At 68.6% G+C, this 18,215-nt stretch carries 16 protein-coding genes; all 16 read left to right on the top strand.

All coding sequences use genetic code 11. From position 1 onward, the window contains the following. The first annotated feature begins 144 nt into the window (after positions 1 to 144). Positions 145 to 1,842, top strand: a complete 1,698-nt coding sequence (locus ACZ5EF_RS13745) for an HD domain-containing phosphohydrolase (RefSeq protein ID WP_346063347.1) — start codon at positions 145 to 147, stop codon at positions 1,840 to 1,842. Between the two features lie 183 nt (positions 1,843 to 2,025). After that, positions 2,026 to 2,457, top strand: coding sequence for a flagellar export chaperone FliS (gene fliS / locus ACZ5EF_RS13740; protein ID WP_346063348.1), 432 nt, complete (start codon positions 2,026 to 2,028; stop codon positions 2,455 to 2,457). 2 nt (positions 2,458 to 2,459) lie between these two features. After that, the gene (gene fliT, locus ACZ5EF_RS13735) at positions 2,460 to 2,861 is read left to right on the top strand and encodes a flagellar protein FliT (RefSeq protein WP_346063349.1); all 402 of its coding nucleotides are present in this window, start codon (positions 2,460 to 2,462) and stop codon (positions 2,859 to 2,861) included. Then, entirely contained in the window at positions 2,858 to 4,141 is a 1,284-nt protein-coding gene (gene fliK, locus ACZ5EF_RS13730) for a flagellar hook-length control protein FliK (protein ID WP_346063350.1), read from the top strand. The genes fliT and fliK overlap by 4 nt, the downstream gene beginning before the upstream one ends. Positions 4,142 to 4,215: 74 nt before the next feature. Next, positions 4,216 to 4,497, top strand: coding sequence for an EscU/YscU/HrcU family type III secretion system export apparatus switch protein (locus ACZ5EF_RS13725; RefSeq protein ID WP_346063351.1), 282 nt, complete (start codon positions 4,216 to 4,218; stop codon positions 4,495 to 4,497). A 323-nt stretch (positions 4,498 to 4,820) separates the two neighbouring features. Next, the gene (gene flhD / locus ACZ5EF_RS13720) at positions 4,821 to 5,153 is read left to right on the top strand and encodes a flagellar transcriptional regulator FlhD (RefSeq protein WP_346063352.1); all 333 of its coding nucleotides are present in this window, start codon (positions 4,821 to 4,823) and stop codon (positions 5,151 to 5,153) included. A gap of 3 nt (positions 5,154 to 5,156) precedes the next feature. After that, positions 5,157 to 5,729 (top strand): flagellar transcriptional regulator FlhC, encoded by a 573-nt coding sequence (gene flhC, locus ACZ5EF_RS13715; RefSeq protein WP_346063353.1) that lies wholly within the window; start codon positions 5,157 to 5,159, stop codon positions 5,727 to 5,729. A gap of 157 nt (positions 5,730 to 5,886) precedes the next feature. Further along, entirely contained in the window at positions 5,887 to 6,750 is an 864-nt protein-coding gene (gene motA / locus ACZ5EF_RS13710; RefSeq protein ID WP_346063354.1) for a flagellar motor stator protein MotA, read from the top strand. Further along, positions 6,747 to 7,661: a flagellar motor protein MotB gene (motB, locus tag ACZ5EF_RS13705; protein ID WP_346063355.1), complete on the top strand. Its 915-nt coding sequence runs from the start codon at positions 6,747 to 6,749 to the stop codon at positions 7,659 to 7,661. Before motA ends, motB begins: the two co-directional genes overlap by 4 nt. 39 nt (positions 7,662 to 7,700) lie before the next feature. Further along, positions 7,701 to 9,839, top strand: a complete 2,139-nt coding sequence (cheA, locus tag ACZ5EF_RS13700) for a chemotaxis protein CheA (protein ID WP_346063356.1) — start codon at positions 7,701 to 7,703, stop codon at positions 9,837 to 9,839. Continuing rightward, entirely contained in the window at positions 9,836 to 10,330 is a 495-nt protein-coding gene (gene cheW, locus ACZ5EF_RS13695) for a chemotaxis protein CheW (RefSeq protein ID WP_346063357.1), read from the top strand. The genes cheA and cheW overlap by 4 nt, the downstream gene beginning before the upstream one ends. Before the next feature lie 105 nt (positions 10,331 to 10,435). After that, positions 10,436 to 12,139, top strand: a complete 1,704-nt coding sequence (locus tag ACZ5EF_RS13690) for a methyl-accepting chemotaxis protein (RefSeq protein WP_346063358.1) — start codon at positions 10,436 to 10,438, stop codon at positions 12,137 to 12,139. A gap of 57 nt (positions 12,140 to 12,196) precedes the next feature. Next, entirely contained in the window at positions 12,197 to 14,404 is a 2,208-nt protein-coding gene (locus ACZ5EF_RS13685; protein WP_346063359.1) for a methyl-accepting chemotaxis protein, read from the top strand. Further along, on the top strand, positions 14,401 to 15,264 hold the full coding sequence (locus tag ACZ5EF_RS13680) for a CheR family methyltransferase (RefSeq protein WP_346063360.1): 864 nt from the start codon (positions 14,401 to 14,403) through the stop codon (positions 15,262 to 15,264). The genes ACZ5EF_RS13685 and ACZ5EF_RS13680 overlap by 4 nt, the downstream gene beginning before the upstream one ends. Positions 15,265 to 15,341: 77 nt before the next feature. Then, positions 15,342 to 16,406: a protein-glutamate methylesterase/protein-glutamine glutaminase gene (locus ACZ5EF_RS13675; RefSeq protein ID WP_346063361.1), complete on the top strand. Its 1,065-nt coding sequence runs from the start codon at positions 15,342 to 15,344 to the stop codon at positions 16,404 to 16,406. A gap of 55 nt (positions 16,407 to 16,461) precedes the next feature. Continuing rightward, positions 16,462 to 18,150 carry a methyl-accepting chemotaxis protein gene (locus tag ACZ5EF_RS13670; RefSeq protein WP_346063362.1) on the top strand — a complete coding sequence of 563 codons (1,689 nt, stop codon included), beginning with the start codon at positions 16,462 to 16,464 and terminating at the stop codon, positions 18,148 to 18,150. The last annotated feature ends 65 nt before the right edge of the window (positions 18,151 to 18,215 follow it).

The raw sequence follows: 18,215 nt of genomic DNA, 5'->3' as shown, positions 1-18,215 counted from the left end.
TGGGAGCTCGGCCGTGCCGAGCGATAGCCAAGGGCGAAGAACCCGAAATTTCCCTCAAGCCCGGGCGCTGACGGCCGATAGCCTCGTTATCCCTTATCGGGGCCTGGACCACCGGGCCCTCCTGGCTGATCAACGAGGACACGGATGGCGCAGCACGAGACCGACTACCAAAGGGTGGACAACCCCCTGGAACTCCGCGACCTGCTCGAGACCCTGACCGAGCCCGGTGGCGCCTCGTTGTGTCTGGAGGGGCAGGGCCAGGCGCCGCTGCCGGTGCTGGTGCTGGATGCCCGCCTGGGCGAGTCGCTGTTGCTGGATATCACCGCCATTCGCGAGATCCTCGGTCCCCTGCGTCGTGGCCAGCGCTTCCGGCTGGAGGGGCAGGTCCACGGCAAGCGGCTGCGCAGCCCCTGGCTGACCCTGGAGGAGTGCCACGAGGTGGAGGGGCGGCTGCAGTGTGGCTGCGCCTGCCCGGAGTGGCTCGAAGTGCTGCAGCGCCGCGCCAGCTATCGCGCCGAGCTGCGCCTGAGCATGGAGGTGGGGGTGATCCTGCGCGCCCTGCAGGGCGAGCTGGGCGGCGCCTCCAGCCTGCAGGGCGACCTGCGCGACCTCTCGGTGGAGGGCTGCCGGGTGGAGCTGCCGGCGATGGCCTCCGGCAGCCTGCCCAGGGCCCCGGAGCGCCTCGAGCTGGAGCTCTGCTTTCCCAATGGCCAGCGCCTCTCGCTGCTGGCCGAGGTGCGCCATGTCAAGCCCGAGCCGGAGCGCTACCTGGTGCAGGTGGGCTTCCAGTTCGTCGATGTCTCCCCCGAGCAGGAACGCCTGTTATGGTTCTATGTGCGCGAGATCGAGCGGGAGGCGGCGCGCCATGCCAGCGATGGCGATACCACCCGCACGCCGTCGTCGCTGTTCCAGCCCTCGGAGTCGGCACCGGCGGTGGGGCGCCGCCGCGCCGAGAGTTACCCCACCGCCATGGCGCGGCGCCTGGCACGCCTGGCCGCCTATCTGGATGCCCAGCTCCTCGACCTCCAGCAGGGCCATGGGCTGGATGGCATCGAGCTGTCGCGCAATGCCGACCGCCTGCTGAGGCTCTTGGACGAGGACCGTGAGGAGCTGCTCTTCGCCCTCAATTGCCTGGCCCATGAGGCCGCCCTGGTGCAGCACGGCCTGGCGGTGGCGGTGCGCCTGGTGGACCTGGTGGCCACCCAGCAACTGCCCCAGGGGTTGCGCAAGAGCCTGGCGGCGGCGGCCATGATCCATGACCTGGGCAAGGGCATGTTGCCCGCCGAGCTGCAACAGGCCCCGTCCCTCAACGAGGCCCAGTATCGCCAGCTGCAGGGCCATGTGGCGCTGATGCTGGACCAGGCGGCCCCCTGTCACTGGCTGTCGCGCAGCGTGGTGGCGGCGGTGGTGGGCGGCATCAACGAGCGCCTCGACGGCAGCGGTTATCCCCAGGGCAAGCGCGGCCGCGACCTGCCGGAGCTGGCGCGCCTGGCGGCGGTGGTGGACGTGGTGGATGCCATGGGCCGCCCGCGGGTGGACCGGCCGGCTTGGAATATCGAGGGCGTCTATCGCCACCTGCTGGCCCACCCGGAGCGCTTCGAGCAGCGCTGGGTCAAACGCTATATCGCTCACTTCGGGCGTTTCCCGGTGGGCACCCTGGTGCGCTATGCCGGAGGCGAACTGGCCTGGGTGCGACGCCTGGATCGCCAGGGGCTGCCCAGCCTGGTCAATCGGGTCGAGGAGGCGCGGCGCCCCCATGCCGGGCTCGGGGCGCTGTTGCATGATGGGCCGCTGAGTGCCCTGGGTGAGCCGGTGGAATCCCTGCCGCTGCCGTCGGCCTGAAAAGTGCGGAAAATCGCATGATCCCGCTCAAGTCCCACCCTGGCGGGGCCGATAAGGAAAATTAACGTTAAAGATCGTGGCTTATCGCCCCCTGGTGGCCTGGGGCCGTCGGTCACAATAGGTAAGCAGAGAGTCATTGCCGATATCCAGGGGAGATCGGCCGATCAACGAGGGAGCCAGATGATGAGTGCCAGACGCGGTGCAGCCGCCTATGCCAAGGGCCATGCCAAGGGAGCCGGCGCCTATGCCCGGGTCGGCGTCGAGAGCGGGGTGATGGCGGCCAGCCCCCATCAGTTGATCGTGATGCTGTTCGACGGCGCCCAGGCCGCGATCCGTGCCGCCCGGCTGCATCTCGAGCAGGGCAATACGGCGGGCAAGGGGCAGGCGATCTCCAAGGCCCTGGATATCGTCAACAATGGCCTGGCGGCGGCGCTGGACGAGGCGCAGGGGGGCGAAGTCGCCACCCAACTGGCCTCGCTCTATGATTATATTGCCCGGCTGCTGCTGCGGGCCAACCTGCATAACGATGCCGGTGCCCTCGATGAGGCCGAGCGCCTGCTGGAGGATATCGGTTCGGCCTGGCGTGAGATCGGTCGCGCCGGCCAGGGGGGATAATCATGACACGGCACCCTGAGTCCGGTGCGGGCGAGGCCGAACGCTTGCTGGCCTGCTACGAGGCCCTGCTGGAGCGCTCCACGCGGATGCTGGCCAAGGCCCGGGATGAGGCCTGGGAGGCCCTGATCGAGGAGGAGTCGCATTATGTGCTGGAAGTGGAGCGACTCGCCCGTGAGGACCAGGGGCAGGCCCTCGATACGGCCCAGCGCGAGCGCAAGGCCAGCCTGCTCGAGCAGATCCTCGAACAGGACATGGAGGTGCGCCGACACCTGGTGGCGCGACGCGACGAACTGGGCGAGCTGATCGGTAGCTCCCGCCGCAAGCGGGACCTGGAGCGCGCCTACCGTCATCCCGAAAGCGCCGTGATCGAGGCCTGGAAGCGCTTTCCCGAAGGCACCCCGTGAGCGGCATCACCCCCATCCTCGACACCCTCCTGCATCAGGTGCTGGGCAAGCGGGTGGACCATGCGCCGCCCCGGGACCTCAACGAGCCGGTGCGGCCCCTCAATGCCGCCGATGCCACCCGGGCCCTGCACAGCGACTCCCGACTGGATGGGCGCCGTCCGCCGATTGCCGATCTGGCGCCGACGGCGCAACGTGGCGAGGGGCGTCCGGTGGCGCCCCAGGCGGCGACGCCGCCCGCCGCGGGCTCCTTCCAGACCCACTTCAGCCCCACCGCCCGTACCATCGCCGACCTCTTGATCAGGTTTCCGGCGCCGCCCTCGGCGGTGCGTCCCCCGGCTCCCTTGGTACCCGAGGGGCAGGCGCCTGGGGGAGAGGCCCTGGCCCAGCGTCTGGAGGGCAGCATCCGCCATAGCGGCCTCTTCCATGAATCCCACCTGGCACGCTGGTACCGCGGCGAGCTGCCCCGGGCCGCCCTGGCCCAGGAGCCCCAGCAGTGGCGGACCCTGAGCTTTCGCCCCGCGGAGGCGCCTCCCCCCCTGGCCCCCTGGCGCCCCTCACCCGCGGCGCCACCGAGCCTGGGGAGTGGCGCAGAGCGGGGCGCGACGACACCGACCGCCGCCTCGCCGCCTGCCGTGACTCCGCCCTTTCTCCCGCCCTCGGCCCCTCGCCTGGCCGGTGCCGAGCCCCAGGCCCTGAGCCAGGGGCGCGCCCCCCTGGTTCCGGCCTCGCCATCCACGGCGCCACCCGACCAGGCCCGGCCCGTGTCGCCCGGCGGCCAGGCGCCGCCTGTGGCCCAGGCCCAACAGGCCGCCGCCCAGGGCGAGGTCGCCGAGCCCGGCGAGGAGCGGCGAGAGCCGTTGGCCGTCCGCACCGGCGAGCCCGTCGCCGAGTCCCTCCAGGGGCTGCTGCGCCATCAGTTGGAGCTGCTGGTCAACCCGGTGGTCCGCTGGGAGGGGGACGTCTGGTCGGGGATCTTCATGGCCCTGATGATCCAACTGCCGGCGGGGCACGAGGAACGGGCCCGCCAGGAAGCGGAAGGCGAGGAGGGGCGGGACGAGACCTGGGCCTCGGAGCTGACCCTGGTGCTGCCCGGACTGGGTGAACTCGCCGTTCGGCTGCACCTGGTGTCGCGGCGCCTCAATCTGACCCTCGACAGCGGCGATGCCGCGGTGGTGGGGCGCCTCGAGGCCGGGCTGCCTCGGTTGGCCGAGCGCCTCGAGGCGCTCGGCTTCGAGGCGCGCCTGGCGGCACGCCATCGGCCGGCCGAGGAGGCCTCCTGATGAGCGATACCCGGCAGCATCGGTGGCGTCGCCAGGCGGTGGCCCTGGCCTATCGTGCTGGAGGAGAGTGACCGATGAGCGATACCCGACAGCATCGGCGGCGTCGCCAGGCGGTGGCCCTGGCTTATCGCGACGGCGACGAGGCGCCCCGGGTGCTGGCCAAGGGCTACGGGGAACTGGCCGAGCGGATCATCGCCGCGGCCCGGGAGAGCGGCCTGCAGGTCCATGACTCGCCGGAACTGGTGGCCTTGCTGATGCAGCTCGACCTGGACGAGCGCATCCCGCCGGCCCTCTACCAGGTGATTGCGGAGTTATTGATCTGGGTCAGGGACGTCGAGCGGGGTGAGGCCCGATAATCCCCTCCCTTCGGTGAGCTTGACCCCACTTTGTGTAGTTTTTTGTATACCGAACGCCCGTCGGGTGTCGCCGATTACCGTCGACAATGGCTTGTTTTTGCAAAGTTCTCGCCCGCAACCAGGACCCGCGCCGGGAGACGGTCAGAGCGACCGTTTATGGGCGTGGCTTGAAAAGCTGTCATAAAAATCTTACAACTCTGTACGATCATGCCTAATAAAAGGCAAGCTGATTGCCACAAGCACAAACATAGCGATTGGCCATAAGAATCGGGGCGTCATCGACGCGACCTCGGAACACTTGGGTATGTAGGGAATCTGTCATAATGCAAATGGATAGTGTTCTGGATGACATCCAGGATCTGAATCTGTCGTATCTGTTGCTGGTGCAACGGCTACTCAGCGAGGATCGCGCCACGGCCATGTTCCGTCTCAAGATGGACGACGCCATGGCGGATCTGATCCTCTCCCTCTCCGGCAAGCAGCTGGGTCGCCTGGCGCGTACCAACCAGTTGCTCTGTCGCCTCAATTTCGACAACGTCACCCAACTGGAGCGGCTCACCAGCAATCCCCGCGACCAGGGGCTGGGCTCTTCCCATGCGGCCCTGCTGATGTCGGCCATCGGGGCCGGCGCCGCCTCCATCGACACGAGGGGGTGAGCCGTGACTGACAAGAGTCTGGTCAAGGAGATGCACCAGGTGCAGCTCGCCATCGAGCTGATCGAGCTGGGGGCCCGCCTGCAGGTACTGGAGACCGAGACCGAGCTGAGTCGCAGCCGACTCGTCAAGCTCTACAAGGAGGTGCGCGGCATGTCGCCTCCCAAGGGGATGCTGCCGTTCTCCACCGATTGGTTTATCACCTGGCTGCCGAACATCCATTCGTCGCTGTTCTACAACTTCTACCTGCGGCTCACCGAGGATCATGGCTGTGCCCGCATGGAGGGCTTCGTCAAGGCCTTCCGGCTCTACCTGGAGCAGGTGGCCTTCGATGGTGGCGAGCCGGTGCTGGGGCTGACCCGGGCCTGGACCCTGGTGCGTTTCTTCGAGAGCGAGATGCTCGAGCTCACCGAGTGCACCTGCTGTGGCGGGCGTTTCGTGACCCATGCCCATACCCCGGGGCAGGGCTATGTGTGTGGCATCTGCCAGCCCCCCTCCCGGGCCGGCAAGACCAAGAAGAGCAAGCGCCAGGAGGCCCCGGCGCAAGGCCTTCCCGAGGCCCGCGTGGCGAGTCGTTAGGGCTCTCTTCTCGGCGTGATCGAGGCCCCGCCCCGGTGTTCCGGCGGCGGGGCCTCGTGCATCCTGGCGAGATTTTTTCGTGGGCCGCCTCAAGTCGCCTGCGCGGATGCCGATAACCCGAATGATGCCATCCATGCAGTAGCGAAGGACCCTGGCCGTGCTGATACCCATTGGATTCCTGATCGTGACCCTCTCCGTCTTCGGCGGCTTCGTGCTGGCCGGCGGCAACCTGGGCCCCCTCTACCAGCCCACCGAGATCCTGATGATCTGCGGGGCCGCCGTGGGCGCCTTTATCGCCGCCAACAACGGCAAGGCGATCATGGCGACCCTGCGTACCGCCTCCAAGCTCAAGCGCACCACGCGCTATGACAAGGAGGCCTACATGGAACTGATGGCCCTGCAGTACAAGCTGCTGGCCAAGATGCGCCGGGAAGGCATGCTGGGCATCGAGCGCGACATCGATAATCCCGAGGAGAGCGCCCTGTTCAATGAGCATCCGCGCATCCTCAATGACTCCCTGATCATGGGCTTCCTCACCGACTACCTGCGCCTGATGGTCAGCGGCAGCATGGATCCCCTGGAGCTGGACGAGCTGATGCTCCACGAGATCGAGGCCTTCGAACACGAGGCGAATGTCCCCGCCGATGCCCTGGCCAAGGTGGGCGATGCCCTGCCGGCCTTCGGCATCGTGGCGGCGGTGATGGGGGTGGTAAAGGCCCTGAGCTCCGCCGATGCCGGCGCCGACGAGATGGGCGTCATGATCGCTCACGCCCTGGTGGGCACCTTCCTCGGCATCCTGCTGGCCTACGGCTTCGTCAATCCGTTGGCCCACCGCATCGAGCGCCAGGTGGCCGAGGGCGTCAAGATGCTGCAGTGCGTGCGAGTGACCCTGCTGGCCAGCCTCAACGGCTGTGCCCCCCAGGTGGCGGTGGAGTTCGGCCGCAAGGCGCTGCATAGCGCCGAGCGCCCCAGCTTCATCGAACTGGAGGAACACGTGCGCGCGGCCAAGGGTGGCGCATGAGCGATCAGCGCCGCCCCATCATCATTCGCCGCAAGAAGGTGGTGCATAACCACCATGGCGGCGCCTGGAAGATCGCCCTGGCCGATTTCATGACCGCCCTGATGGCGCTCTTCCTGGTGTTGTGGATCCTCTCCTCATCGAGTCGCGAGGAGCTCGAGGCGGTGGCCGAATACTTTCGCACGCCGCTGACCACCGCCATCGCCGGCGGCGACCGTACCACCTCCAGCGACAGCGCCATTCCCGGTGGCGGCCCCGATCCGGCCCATGCCGAAGGCGAGCGGGCGCGGATCGAGCTGCGCGACCAGAGCCGCAGCGCCGTCGAGCAACAGCGCCTGCGGGACCGCGGTCGTGCCGAGGAGCGGCGTCGCCTGCGCGAGCTGCAACGGCGCATCGAGGCGGCGATCCAGGCCCATCCGGAGCTGCGCCTGCTGCGTGACCAGATGCACCTGGACCTGACCCAGGAGGGGCTGCGCATCCAGTTGGTGGATTCCGAGCGGCGCCCCATGTTCGAGCTGGGCAGCGACCGGGTGGCGCCCTATATGCGCGAGCTGCTGCGCACCATCGCGCCGCTGCTCAACGAACTGCCCAACCGCCTCAGCATCAGTGGCCACACCGATAGCGTGCCCTATGCCGGCGGTTATCGCGGCTACAGCAACTGGGAGCTCTCCAGCGACCGGGCCAATGCCTCCCGGCGCGAGCTGGTGGCCGGTGGCCTGGAGGCGGATCGCCTGCTGCGGGTCGCCGGCCTGGCCGATCGGGTGCCCATGGAGGACACCGAGCCGGAGGATGCGGTCAACCGGCGCATCAGCCTGGTGGTGCTGGACGAATGGAGCGCCGAGCAGGTTCTCTCCCAGGGGCAGGTCGCCGAGACCGGCGAGGCGGCGACGAGGGCGTCGGGCGACGCGCCCTGAGCGTCACCTGAACAGTCGAATCACAAGGCGGGGACAAGCATGGATTTCAGTGATTTCTACGAAACGTTCTTTGAAGAGGCGGAGGAGCTGCTGGCGGACATGGAGCGCCACCTCCTCGAGCTGGACCTCGAGGCGCCCGACCCCGAGCAGCTCAATGCCATCTTCCGGGCGGCCCACTCCATCAAGGGCGGGGCCGGTACCTTCGGCTTCGACGTGCTCCAGCAGACCACTCACCTGTTCGAGAACCTGCTCGATCATACCCGGCGCGGCGAGCTGACCCTGCGCCGCGATATCGTCGATACCTTTCTGGAAACCAAGGATATGTTGAACGATCAGCTGGACGCCTATCGCCAGGGCGCCGAGCCCGACCCGGAGGCCTTCGAGCGCATCTGCAAGGTGCTGCAGCAGATCGCCCTGGACGAGATGGGTCAGGACCTGGAGGGTGGCGCGCCGGCCGGCGGGGCCGCGGCGACATCGGGCTCCGAGCCGCAAGCCGAGCCCGCGGCGGCCCCCGAGCCGGCGCCCCGGGCCGCTGCCGAGGGCGCCAACCTGGTGGTGGCCCTGCTCAAGGTGGGCGACAAGGATCGCGAGCTGCTGATCGAGGAGCTGGGCCACCTGGGCGAGATCAAGGGCCGGGACGGCGATAGCGAGCGCTATGAGGTGAGCCTGGCCACCGCCAGCGACCGCGACGAGATCGAGGCGGTGATGTGCTTTATCGTCGAGCCGGAGCAGCTGGAGATCCGCGAGGTGGGAGCCTCCGATGGCCAGCCCGAGCCGGCACCGGCCCCTCAGGCAGAGACGCCGCAGCCCGAGGCCCCCCGGGTCGAGGCCCCCCAGGTCGAGAGTCCGCCCGCGGCGGCCGTCGAGGCCCCCGCCAAGGCCGTGGCCAAGGCGCCGGGCAAGTCACCCGCGAAGGCCGCCGCCAAGGGCGGCGAGTCCACCTCGATCCGCGTGCCGGTCAACAAGGTGGATCAGATCATCAACCTGGTGGGCGAGCTGATCATCACCCAGTCGATGCTCGACCAGACCGTCAGCGAGCTGGATAACGTCTCCAATAGCGCCCTGGTCAACGGCATGAGCCTGTTGCAGCGCAATGCCCGGGACCTCCAGGAGGCGGTGATGTCGATCCGCATGGTACCCATGGATTATGTGTTCAGCCGCTTCCCGCGGCTGGTCCGCGACCTGGCCAAGAAGCTCGACAAGGACGTGGAGCTGGTCACCGAGGGCGAGTCCACCGAGCTCGACAAGAGCCTCACCGAGCGCATCATCGATCCCCTGACCCACCTGGTGCGCAACAGCCTCGATCACGGCATCGAGTCCCCCGAGGCCCGCGAGGCCGCCGGCAAGCCACCGACCGGTCGCCTGACCCTCTCCGCCCAGCACCAGGGCGGCAATATCCTCATCGAGGTGATCGACGACGGCGCCGGCCTCAACCGCGACAAGCTGCTGGCCAAGGCCCGCGAGAACGGCCTCTCGGTCTCCGACGCCATGAGCGACGATGAGGTCTGGCAACTGATCTTCGCCCCGGGCTTCTCCACCGCCAAGGAGGTCAGCGATGTCTCCGGCCGCGGCGTCGGCATGGACGTGGTCAAGCGCAACATCCAGGAAATGGGCGGCCATGTGGAGATCCTCTCGCGGCCAGGGCAGGGCACCACCACCCGTATCGTGCTGCCGCTGACCCTGGCGATCCTCGATGGCATGTCCATCAAGGTTGGCGAGGAGGTCTTTATCCTGCCGCTGTCGGCGGTACTGGAGTCGCTGCAGCCGCGCCAGGAGGACCTCTACGCCATGGCCGGCGACGACGTGGTGCTCAAGGTGCGCGACGAATACCTGCCGGTGGTGGCGGTGCACCAGGCCCTGGACGTGGGCGGCGCCTGCACCGAGCCGACCCGCTGCATCGCGGTGATCGTCCAGGGCGAGGGGCGCCGCTATGCCCTGCTGGTGGATGACCTGCTCGGCCAGCAGCAGGTGGTGGTCAAGAACCTGGAGACCAATTACCGCAAGGTGCCCGGCGTCTCCGCCGCCACCATCCTCGGCGACGGCAGTGTCGCCCTGATTCTCGATATCGCCGGCCTGCATCGCCTCAATCAGGGCAAGCAGCAGGCCGCCCATGACCAGCGTCGGCAAGCGCCGACCCCTTACCTGCCCCAGCCCGAGAAGGAGGTTGAGCCCTCATGAGCGAGATGAATGTGGCCAGTGTGGCCGCCGTGGACGCCGATAGCCGTGAATTCCTGGTCTTCTCCCTGGGAGAGGAGGAGTACGCCATCGATATCCTCAAGGTGCAGGAGATCCGTGGCTACGAGAACGTCACCCGCATCGCCAACGCCCCCGACTTCATCAAGGGCGTCACCAACCTGCGCGGGGTGATCGTGCCCATCGTCGACCTGCGCATCAAGTTCCACCTGGACAAGGTGGAGTACGGCGGCCAGACGGTGGTGATCGTGGTCAATGTCGGCCCGCGGGTGGTGGGCATCGTGGTGGATGGCGTCTCCGACGTCATGACCCTGACCCCGGAGCAGATCAAGCCGGCCCCGGAGTTCGGCGTGACCCTATCCTCCGACTACCTGAGCGGCCTGGGCAGCCTGGAGGATCGCATGCTGGTGCTGGTGGATATCGACAAGCTGCTGACCAGCGAGGAGATGGCGCTGGTGGAGAGCGTTGGCGAATAACGGGGGGAGATAACAACAACGACCCTGATTCGCGCCGCGGCTGGCCGCGGCGAAACGCTCAACAATCCCCGCCGCTGGCGGGGTCAGGTAACGCAAGGGGTAGTCGTGAAGCTTCTCGATAATATGACCGTGAGGGTCAGTTGGACCCTGGTGCTGGCCACCTTCAGTGCCCTGCTGCTGCTGCTCAGCGGCCTGGGCCTCTATGCCGTCAATCACAGCCAGCGGGAGCTGGCGGCCTTCAGCGCCGTCAACGTGGATCAGCAGGCCACCCTCAACCGCGCCAACTCGATGATGCTGGCCACCCGTATCGCCATGGAGAACACCCAGGCGCGCCTCCTCGAGGCGGGCGGTGGCACCGAGCGCCGCCAGGCGCAACAGGCGGCCGCCGAGCTGGGCGAGCGCCTGGACACCATCGAAGGCGTCTTCGCGGAGTTCCAGGTCCTGCCCGCCCAGCCGGAGAACGAGGCGCTGATTCCGCCCATCGGCGCCAGCGTCGAGGCGCTCTTCGCCCAGGCCCTCTACCCTCAGCAGCGGGCCCTGGCCGAGGGCGATGTCGAGCGTTTCCAGGCCCTGCGCGAGACCGCCGATCGCCTCAACGCCCAGTTCTATGCCGATGCGGTGAACTTCTTCCACACCGTGGAGGCCGAGGGCACCCAGCGCTACGAGAACTTCTTCAGCGTCGCCAATGCGGTCAAGCTGGCCATCATCCTGGTGCTGCTGGTGGCCGCTGCCATCGTGGTGGGGGTGTTGTGGGGCGTCACCGTCAACGTGATTCGTCCCCTGGGCCGGGCCGTCGACCACTGCGAGCGCATCGCCGAGGGGGATCTCTCCGCGGCCATCGAGCGTCGCGGCAACAACGAGATCGGTCGCCTCTATGGTGCCCTGGCGCAGATGCAGGACGGCCTGTCGCGCACCGTGAGCCGGGTTCGCCAGGGCAGTCAGTCGATCTATGGCGGCACCCAGGAGATCGCCAGCGGCAACCAGGACCTCTCGGCGCGCACCGAGCAGCAGGCCGCCTCCCTGGCGGAGACCGCCTCGAGCATGGAAGAGCTCACCTCCACCGTGGAGCAGAACGCCGACAATGCCCGCCAGGCCAGTCGCCTGGCCGAGGAGGCCTCCCAGACCGCCGGTCATGGCGGCGAGGTGGTGGGCCAGGTGGTGGAGACCATGCGCGAGATCAGCGACAGCTCGCGGCAGGTCACCGAGATCATCGGCCTGATCGACTCCATCGCCTTCCAGACCAATATCCTGGCGCTGAACGCCTCGGTGGAGGCGGCCCGGGCCGGCGAGCAGGGCCGCGGCTTCGCGGTGGTGGCCGGCGAGGTACGCAACCTGGCCAGCCGCAGCGGCGAGGCGGCTCGTCAGATCCGCGAGCTGATCGATGCCTCGGTGGCCAAGGTGGACGCCGGCTCTTCGCTGGTCGATCGCGCCGGCCAGACCATGGGCGAGATCGTCCAGGCGGTGCAGAAGGTCAGCGACATCATGGACGAGATCGCCTCGGCCTCCCAGGAGCAGAGCCACGGCATCCTCCAGGTCAACCAGGCGGTGACCCAGATGGATCAGGTGACCCAGCAGAACGCCACCCTGGTGCAGCAGGCCGCCTCCGCGGCGGGGGCCCTGGAGGAAGAGGCGGCGCGGCTGCGTGAGGCGGTCTCCCGGTTCCGGGTCGATGACCAGGCCGGCGACGACCTGGCCCGCTGGCTGCCCGACCTGGGGGGCCAGAAGCGCCCGGCGGCGAGCGCGCCGGGCGCCAGGCCGCCGCTGGCGAGTACCGCGAACCACCCAGACAACGGCTGGGAAAATTTCTAACAACCAAAAAACACGACCTGGCGCCTCTCCGGGGGGCGCCTCGCAGGGAGCCACGATATGCGTAATAACCAGCCGGTGACCCGTCGCGAATACGAACTCGACGAACACACCTTCCTGATCTCGCGCACCGACCTCAAGGGGCGCATCACCTACGCCAACCCGGCCTTTATCGAGGTGAGCGGGTTCACCGCCGAGGAGCTGATCGGCGCGCCCCATAACCTGGTGCGCCACCCGGAGATGCCGGAGGCGGCCTTCGCCAACCTCTGGGAGACTCTCGCGGAGGGCGAGACCTGGGTCGGGGTGGTCAAGAATCGCCGCAAGTGCGGTGACTTCTACTGGGTGCATGCCAGCGTCACCCCCATCATCGAGAACGGCGAGACGGTGGGTTACGCCTCGGTACGTGTCAAGCCGAGCCGCGAGGAGGTGGCCCAGGCCGAGGCGGCCTATCGGGAGCTTCGCGAGGGGCGCGGCAAGCACCTGACCCTGCATCGCGGCCGGCTGCGCCGTCGCGGGGTGTTGGCCAAGCTCAAGCGGGTCAACCTGGGCTCCATGCGTGCCCGCATCACCGGCATGGTGGCGATCTCCATGGTACTGCTGCTGGGCAGTGGCTTGCTGGGCCTGTATGGCCTGCAGGCCTCCGGCGAGCGGCTGCAGACCCTCAACCGTGACGGTCTCCAGGACGTGGCGCGGCTGCAGCAGATCGATCGCCTGATCACCGCCGGCTACGAGTCCCTGCTGACCACCAACCAGATGGAGCTGGTGCAGAATGCCGATCGCCTGGTCGAAGAACTGGGCGGGGTGGCCGAGCGTCTGGAAGGCATCTGGGGCGAGTTCCGCGCCCGGGAGGCCAACCATAACGCCCGGGCCGACGCCTTCGATGAGGGCCTGAGCGCCTATGTCACCGACGGCATCCTGGAGATGGTCCAGGTGCTCTCCTCGGAGGACGCCTTCGAGATTTTCACCGGCGCCCAGCAGCGCCGCGACAACCTGCGGTCCAGCGGTCGCGAGCTCTCCGCCCAGGTCAATGGCCTGATCGACGACAAGCAGGCCGCCGCCCTGGCGATGGCCGAGGAGGCCGAGGCCGGCAAGGGACAGATGATGGTGGCCCAGTTGGCCATGCTGATCGCCGGCCTGGTGCTGCTGGTGGGGCTGGGCACCCTGGTGGTACGCAGCATGGCCCGCGCGCTCAAGGACTCCACCGCCTTCACCCTGCAGATGGCCGCCGGCAATCTGGGGGCCAGCATGCCGTCGCGGCGCCGCGACGAGATCGGTCGCCTGATGAGCGCCCTGGATATCATGCGCAAGAGCCTCGGCAGCATCGTCGGCGACGTCAATCGCGGCGTCTCCGTGGTGACCCCGGCGGCGCGGGATATCGCCCAGGGCAACGAGGACCTCTCCTCGCGCACCGAGCAGCAGGCCGCTTCCCTGCAGCAGACCGCCTCGAGCATGGAGGAGATGACCACCACGGTGCAGCAGAACGCCGACAATGCCCGCCAGGCCAGCGGCCTGGCGGTGGACAACGCCACCCAGGTGGGTCAGGCCGGCGAACTGATGGGCCAGGTGGTGGAGACCATGGGACGCATCACCGAGCAGTCCCGCAAGATGACCGAGATCATCGACGTCATCGACTCCATCGCCTTCCAGACCAATATCCTGGCGCTCAACGCCTCGGTGGAGGCGGCCCGGGCCGGCGAGCAGGGCCGCGGCTTCGCGGTGGTGGCCGGCGAGGTGCGCAACCTGGCCAGCCGCTCCGCCAACGCCGCCGGCGAGATCCGCCAGCTGATCGACGGCTCGGCCAAGGAGATCAGCAGCGGCGCCGGCCTGGTGCAGCGCGCCGAGGGGGCCATCGAGGAGGTGGTGGCCGCGGCGACACGGGTCAACGACATCATGGGCGAGATCTCCTCGGCCTCCGAGGAGCAGAGCTCGGGGATCAACCAGATCAACCAGGCCATCAGCCAGATGGACGACGTCACCCAGCAGAACGCCTCCCTGGTGCAGCAGTCCGCGGCCGCGGCCTCGAGCCTTGAGCATCAGGCCCTGCAACTGGCCAATGCGGTGGCCGCCTTCCGCCTGGCCGGCAGCGGCGTCGAGGAGATCCAGGCCGCCAAGGCGGCCCTGGCCCGGGAACAGCGCCGCGGCGAGCAAGGCGAGCGACGCCTGGCCCGAGTCGAACCGCGTGCCGAGCAGGACGACGACGGCGGGGCGCGTCATCCGGCCCTGGCATCCCGTAGGGATGCCGCCACCGAGGAGTGGGAAGCATTTTGAACGGAATCTCGTCCTGGGAGAGCGCCGGCCAGCCGGCCGGCGCCCTCGAGAAGGACCTCGAGCTGACCGAGTCCGACTTCGCGCGGATCCGCGAACTGATCTATCAGCGTGCCGGTATCGTCCTGGCGGAGCACAAGCGGGAGATGGTCTATAGCCGGCTGGCCAAGCGCCTGCGCCACCATGGCCTGACGCGCTTCGGCGATTACCTGGCGCGCCTCGAGCGTCAGCCCCAGGCCAAGGAGTGGGAGGCCTTCACCAACGCCTTGACCACCAACCTCACCGCCTTCTTCCGCGAGGCGCACCACTTTCCGCTGCTGGCGGAGCAGGTGCGCGACCGCCCCGGGCCGATCCGGGTGTGGTGCGCGGCGGCCTCCACCGGCGAGGAGCCCTACTCCATCGCCATGACCCTGACGGAGGCGCTGGGCTCCCGGGCGTCGCAGGCCGAGGTGATCGCCACCGATATCGATACCGATGCCCTGGCCCGGGCGCGGGCCGGCATCTATCCCATGGAGCAGGTGCGCAAGCTCGACGAGGCGCGCATCAAGCGCTTCTTCCTGCGCGGCAATGGCCGCCATGCGGGCATGGCCAAGGTGCGCCCGGAGCTGGCCGACCGGGTCCACTTCGAGTCGCTCAACCTGCTCGCCCCCGGCTGGTCGGTAACGGGCCCCTTCGATGCGATCTTCTGCCGCAACGTGATGATCTACTTCGACAAGGCGACCCAGGCGCGGATCCTCGAGCGCTTCGCCCCGCTGCTCAAGCCGGACGGGCTGCTGTTCGCCGGCCACTCGGAGAATTTCTCCTATATCAGCGAAGCCTTCCGCCTGCGCGGCCAGACCGTCTATATCAAGGCGCCCCGCTAAAGTCGCCGAGGCCTCGGCCGATATCCCCAGTTGAACGTCACGTTGGGCGCCTGACGCCCCAGCCAAGGAGGACTGCCTTGAGTGCAGCCAAGATCAAGGTGCTGTGCGTCGATGATTCGGCGCTGATCCGTGAGCTCCTCACCGAGATCATCAATCACCAGCCCGACATGGAAGTGGTGGCCGTGGCCCCCAACCCCCTGGTGGCCCGGGATCTGATCAAGCAGCACAACCCGGATGTCCTGACCCTGGACGTGGAGATGCCGCGCATGGACGGCCTCGACTTCCTGGAGCGTCTGATGCGCCTGAGGCCCATGCCGGTGCTGATGGTCTCGTCGCTGACCCAGGCCGGCTCCGAGATCACCCTGCGTGCCCTGGAGCTGGGCGCCCTGGACTTCGTCGCCAAGCCGCAGATGGGCATCCGCCAGAACATGCTCGAGTATGGCGAGGAGATCGCCGAGAAGCTGCGCGCGGCGGCCCGCTCGCGCCCCCGCCAGGCGCGCCGCGACGCCTCGGCGCCGCGCCCGGCGGCCCTCAAGGCGCCGCTGGTGTCCAGCGAGAAGCTGCTGATCATCGGCGCCTCCACCGGCGGCACCGAGGCGATTCGTCAGGTGCTGGAGCCCTTGCCGGCCAATGCCCCGGCGATCCTGATCGCCCAGCATATGCCCGGCGGCTTTACCCGCTCCTTCGCCGAGCGCCTCGATCGCCTGTGCCGCATCCGCGTCAAGGAGGCCGAGGATGGCGAGCGCATCCTGCCGGGGCACGCCTATATCGCCCCGGGGGACGCCCACCTGCAACTGGCCCGCAGCGGCGCCAACTATGTGGTGCACCTGGATGGCGGCCCGCCGGTCAATCGCCATCGCCCCTCGGTGGATGTGCTGTTCCATTCCGCCGCCCAGCAGGCCGGTCGCAACGCCATCGGCGCCCTGCTCACCGGCATGGGCAAGGACGGCGCCCAGGGGCTGCTGGAGATGCGCCAGGCCGGGGCGGTGACCCTGGCCCAGGACGAGGCCAGCTGCGTGGTCTTCGGCATGCCCCGGGAGGCGATCGCCATCGGCGGCGCCGCCGAGGTGGTGAGCCTGGACGAGATGGCGCCCCGGCTGATGGCCCTGGTGGCCGCCTCCGGGCGCGCCCAGCGGGTCTGAGTGGACGACGCATGGGAGCCGCCGGCTCCCGCAACGATGATCGAGAGGCCTAGCGATGACACGACTAATGCGCAGTATCAGCATTCATGCCGCCATGGTGGCGGTACTGAGCTGCTTCGCGCTCTCTATCGGCGCCGTGGCGGCCATGGGCGTGCTGGTGGATCGCCATGCCGATCATACCCTGCACACCCTCAACCTGATCAGCGCCGAGCAGCTCAACGAGGTCAACCGTGCCGAGTCGCTGCTCAATGCGGCGCGGGTCAACCTGGAGGGCGCCTCCAACAGCATCATGCTGGGGCGCATGGACGAGGCCAACCGCGCCATGTCCCTGGCCGGCGACCTGCTGAGCCGCGCCGAGGAACGCTTCGAGCGCTTCGCGGCGGTCCCCAAGACCGAGCAGGGCCGGGCCCTGGCCGGCGAACTGGAGCGTGACTTCGCCGCCGTGCTGGCATTGACTCGGCGCCAGCATGCCGCCCTGGAGGCGCTCGATACCCCCAGCTTCAATGCCCTGCGCGGCGAGCTGGTGGCTCCCAGCCAGACGCTTGCCGAGAGCTCGACGGCCTTTATCCGCTATGGCTTCGGGCGCAGCGAGGCGCTGATGGCCGACTATAACGCCAGCGCGAGCCGCTTCGCCTGGATCGGCGCCCTGGTGCTGCTGGTGACGGTGATGCTGCTGGGCCTGCTCTACCTGAGCCTGCGCCGGATCGTGATTCGCCCCCTGGGCCAGGCGGTGGAGAGCCTCAGGCGTATCGCCAAGGCGGACCTCTCCCAGGAGATCCGGGTCCTCAGCCGCAACGAGATCGGCCAGCTGTTCGCCGCCATGCGCGAGATGCAGCAGGGCCTGGCCCGCACCGTGGGCACGGTACGCGACAGCAGTGCCGCCATCCATGGCGGCACCCGCGAGATCGCCAGCGGCAACGCCGACCTCTCCTCGCGCACCGAGCAGCAGGCCGCCTCCCTGGAGGAGACCGCCTCGAGCATGGAGGAGCTCACCGCCACGGTGAAGCAGAACGCCGACAACGCCCGCCAGGCCAGCGGCCTGGCCCGGGAGGCCTCCACCACCGCCGAGCGCGGCGGCGAGGTGGTGCAGCGGGTGGTGACCACCATGCATGGCATCGCCGACAGCTCCCAGAAGGTATCGGACATCACCGGGGTGATCGACTCCATCGCCTTCCAGACCAATATCCTGGCGCTCAACGCCTCGGTGGAGGCGGCCCGGGCCGGCGAGCAGGGCCGCGGCTTCGCGGTGGTGGCCGGCGAGGTACGCAACCTGGCCAGCCGCAGCGCGGATGCGGCCAAGGAGATCAAGGCGCTGATCGACGGCTCGGTGGTTCAGGTTCAGCAGGGCTCCAGCCTGGTGGAGCAGGCCGGCGCCACCATGCAGGAGGTGGTGGCGGCGGTGAAGCGCGTCACCGATATCATGGACGAGATCTCGGCGGCCTCCCAGGAGCAGAGCGACGGCATCGAGCAGGTCGGCCAGGCGGTCAGCCAGATGGACGAGGTGACCCAGCAGAACGCCTCCCTGGTGCAGCAGGCCGCCGCCGCCGCCGCCTCCCTGGAGGATCAGGCCTCGCGGCTGGAGCGGGCGGTGGCCCTGTTCCGCCTGGCCCAGGGCGACGCCGCCGGGCCGGCACCCCGGACCGAGCGGGCCACTCCGGCACCCGGCGCCGCCCGCTCGCTGCCGGCCCGCTCCGGCCCCCAGCATCAGAAGGCCCTGGCCGAGGACGACTGGGAAGAATTCTGACCCCGGCGGCCGGGCCGCCGGGGCAATGAAAAAGCGCAGTAGTGTTCCCTGACGATCGGTTCGCC

The organism is Bisbaumannia salifodinae, assembly GCF_055388505.1.
The sequence above is the reverse complement of the archived record's forward strand: the minus strand, read 5'-3'. Positions and strand labels throughout refer to the sequence as shown.

Excerpts from the sequence above, each read along its gene's own strand:
- ACZ5EF_RS13745 (WP_346063347.1), top strand. The coding sequence starts at position 145 with ATGGCGCAGCACGAGACCGACTACCAAAGGGTGGACAACCCCCTGGAA.
- fliS (WP_346063348.1), top strand. The coding sequence starts at position 2,026 with ATGAGTGCCAGACGCGGTGCAGCCGCCTATGCCAAGGGCCATGCCAAG.
- fliT (WP_346063349.1), top strand. The coding sequence starts at position 2,460 with ATGACACGGCACCCTGAGTCCGGTGCGGGCGAGGCCGAACGCTTGCTG.
- ACZ5EF_RS13725 (WP_346063351.1), top strand. The coding sequence starts at position 4,216 with ATGAGCGATACCCGACAGCATCGGCGGCGTCGCCAGGCGGTGGCCCTG.
- flhD (WP_346063352.1), top strand. The coding sequence starts at position 4,821 with ATGCAAATGGATAGTGTTCTGGATGACATCCAGGATCTGAATCTGTCG.
- motB (WP_346063355.1), top strand. The coding sequence starts at position 6,747 with ATGAGCGATCAGCGCCGCCCCATCATCATTCGCCGCAAGAAGGTGGTG.
- cheA (WP_346063356.1), top strand. The coding sequence starts at position 7,701 with ATGGATTTCAGTGATTTCTACGAAACGTTCTTTGAAGAGGCGGAGGAG.
- cheW (WP_346063357.1), top strand. The coding sequence starts at position 9,836 with ATGAGCGAGATGAATGTGGCCAGTGTGGCCGCCGTGGACGCCGATAGC.
- ACZ5EF_RS13685 (WP_346063359.1), top strand. The coding sequence starts at position 12,197 with ATGCGTAATAACCAGCCGGTGACCCGTCGCGAATACGAACTCGACGAA.
- ACZ5EF_RS13670 (WP_346063362.1), top strand. The coding sequence starts at position 16,462 with ATGACACGACTAATGCGCAGTATCAGCATTCATGCCGCCATGGTGGCG.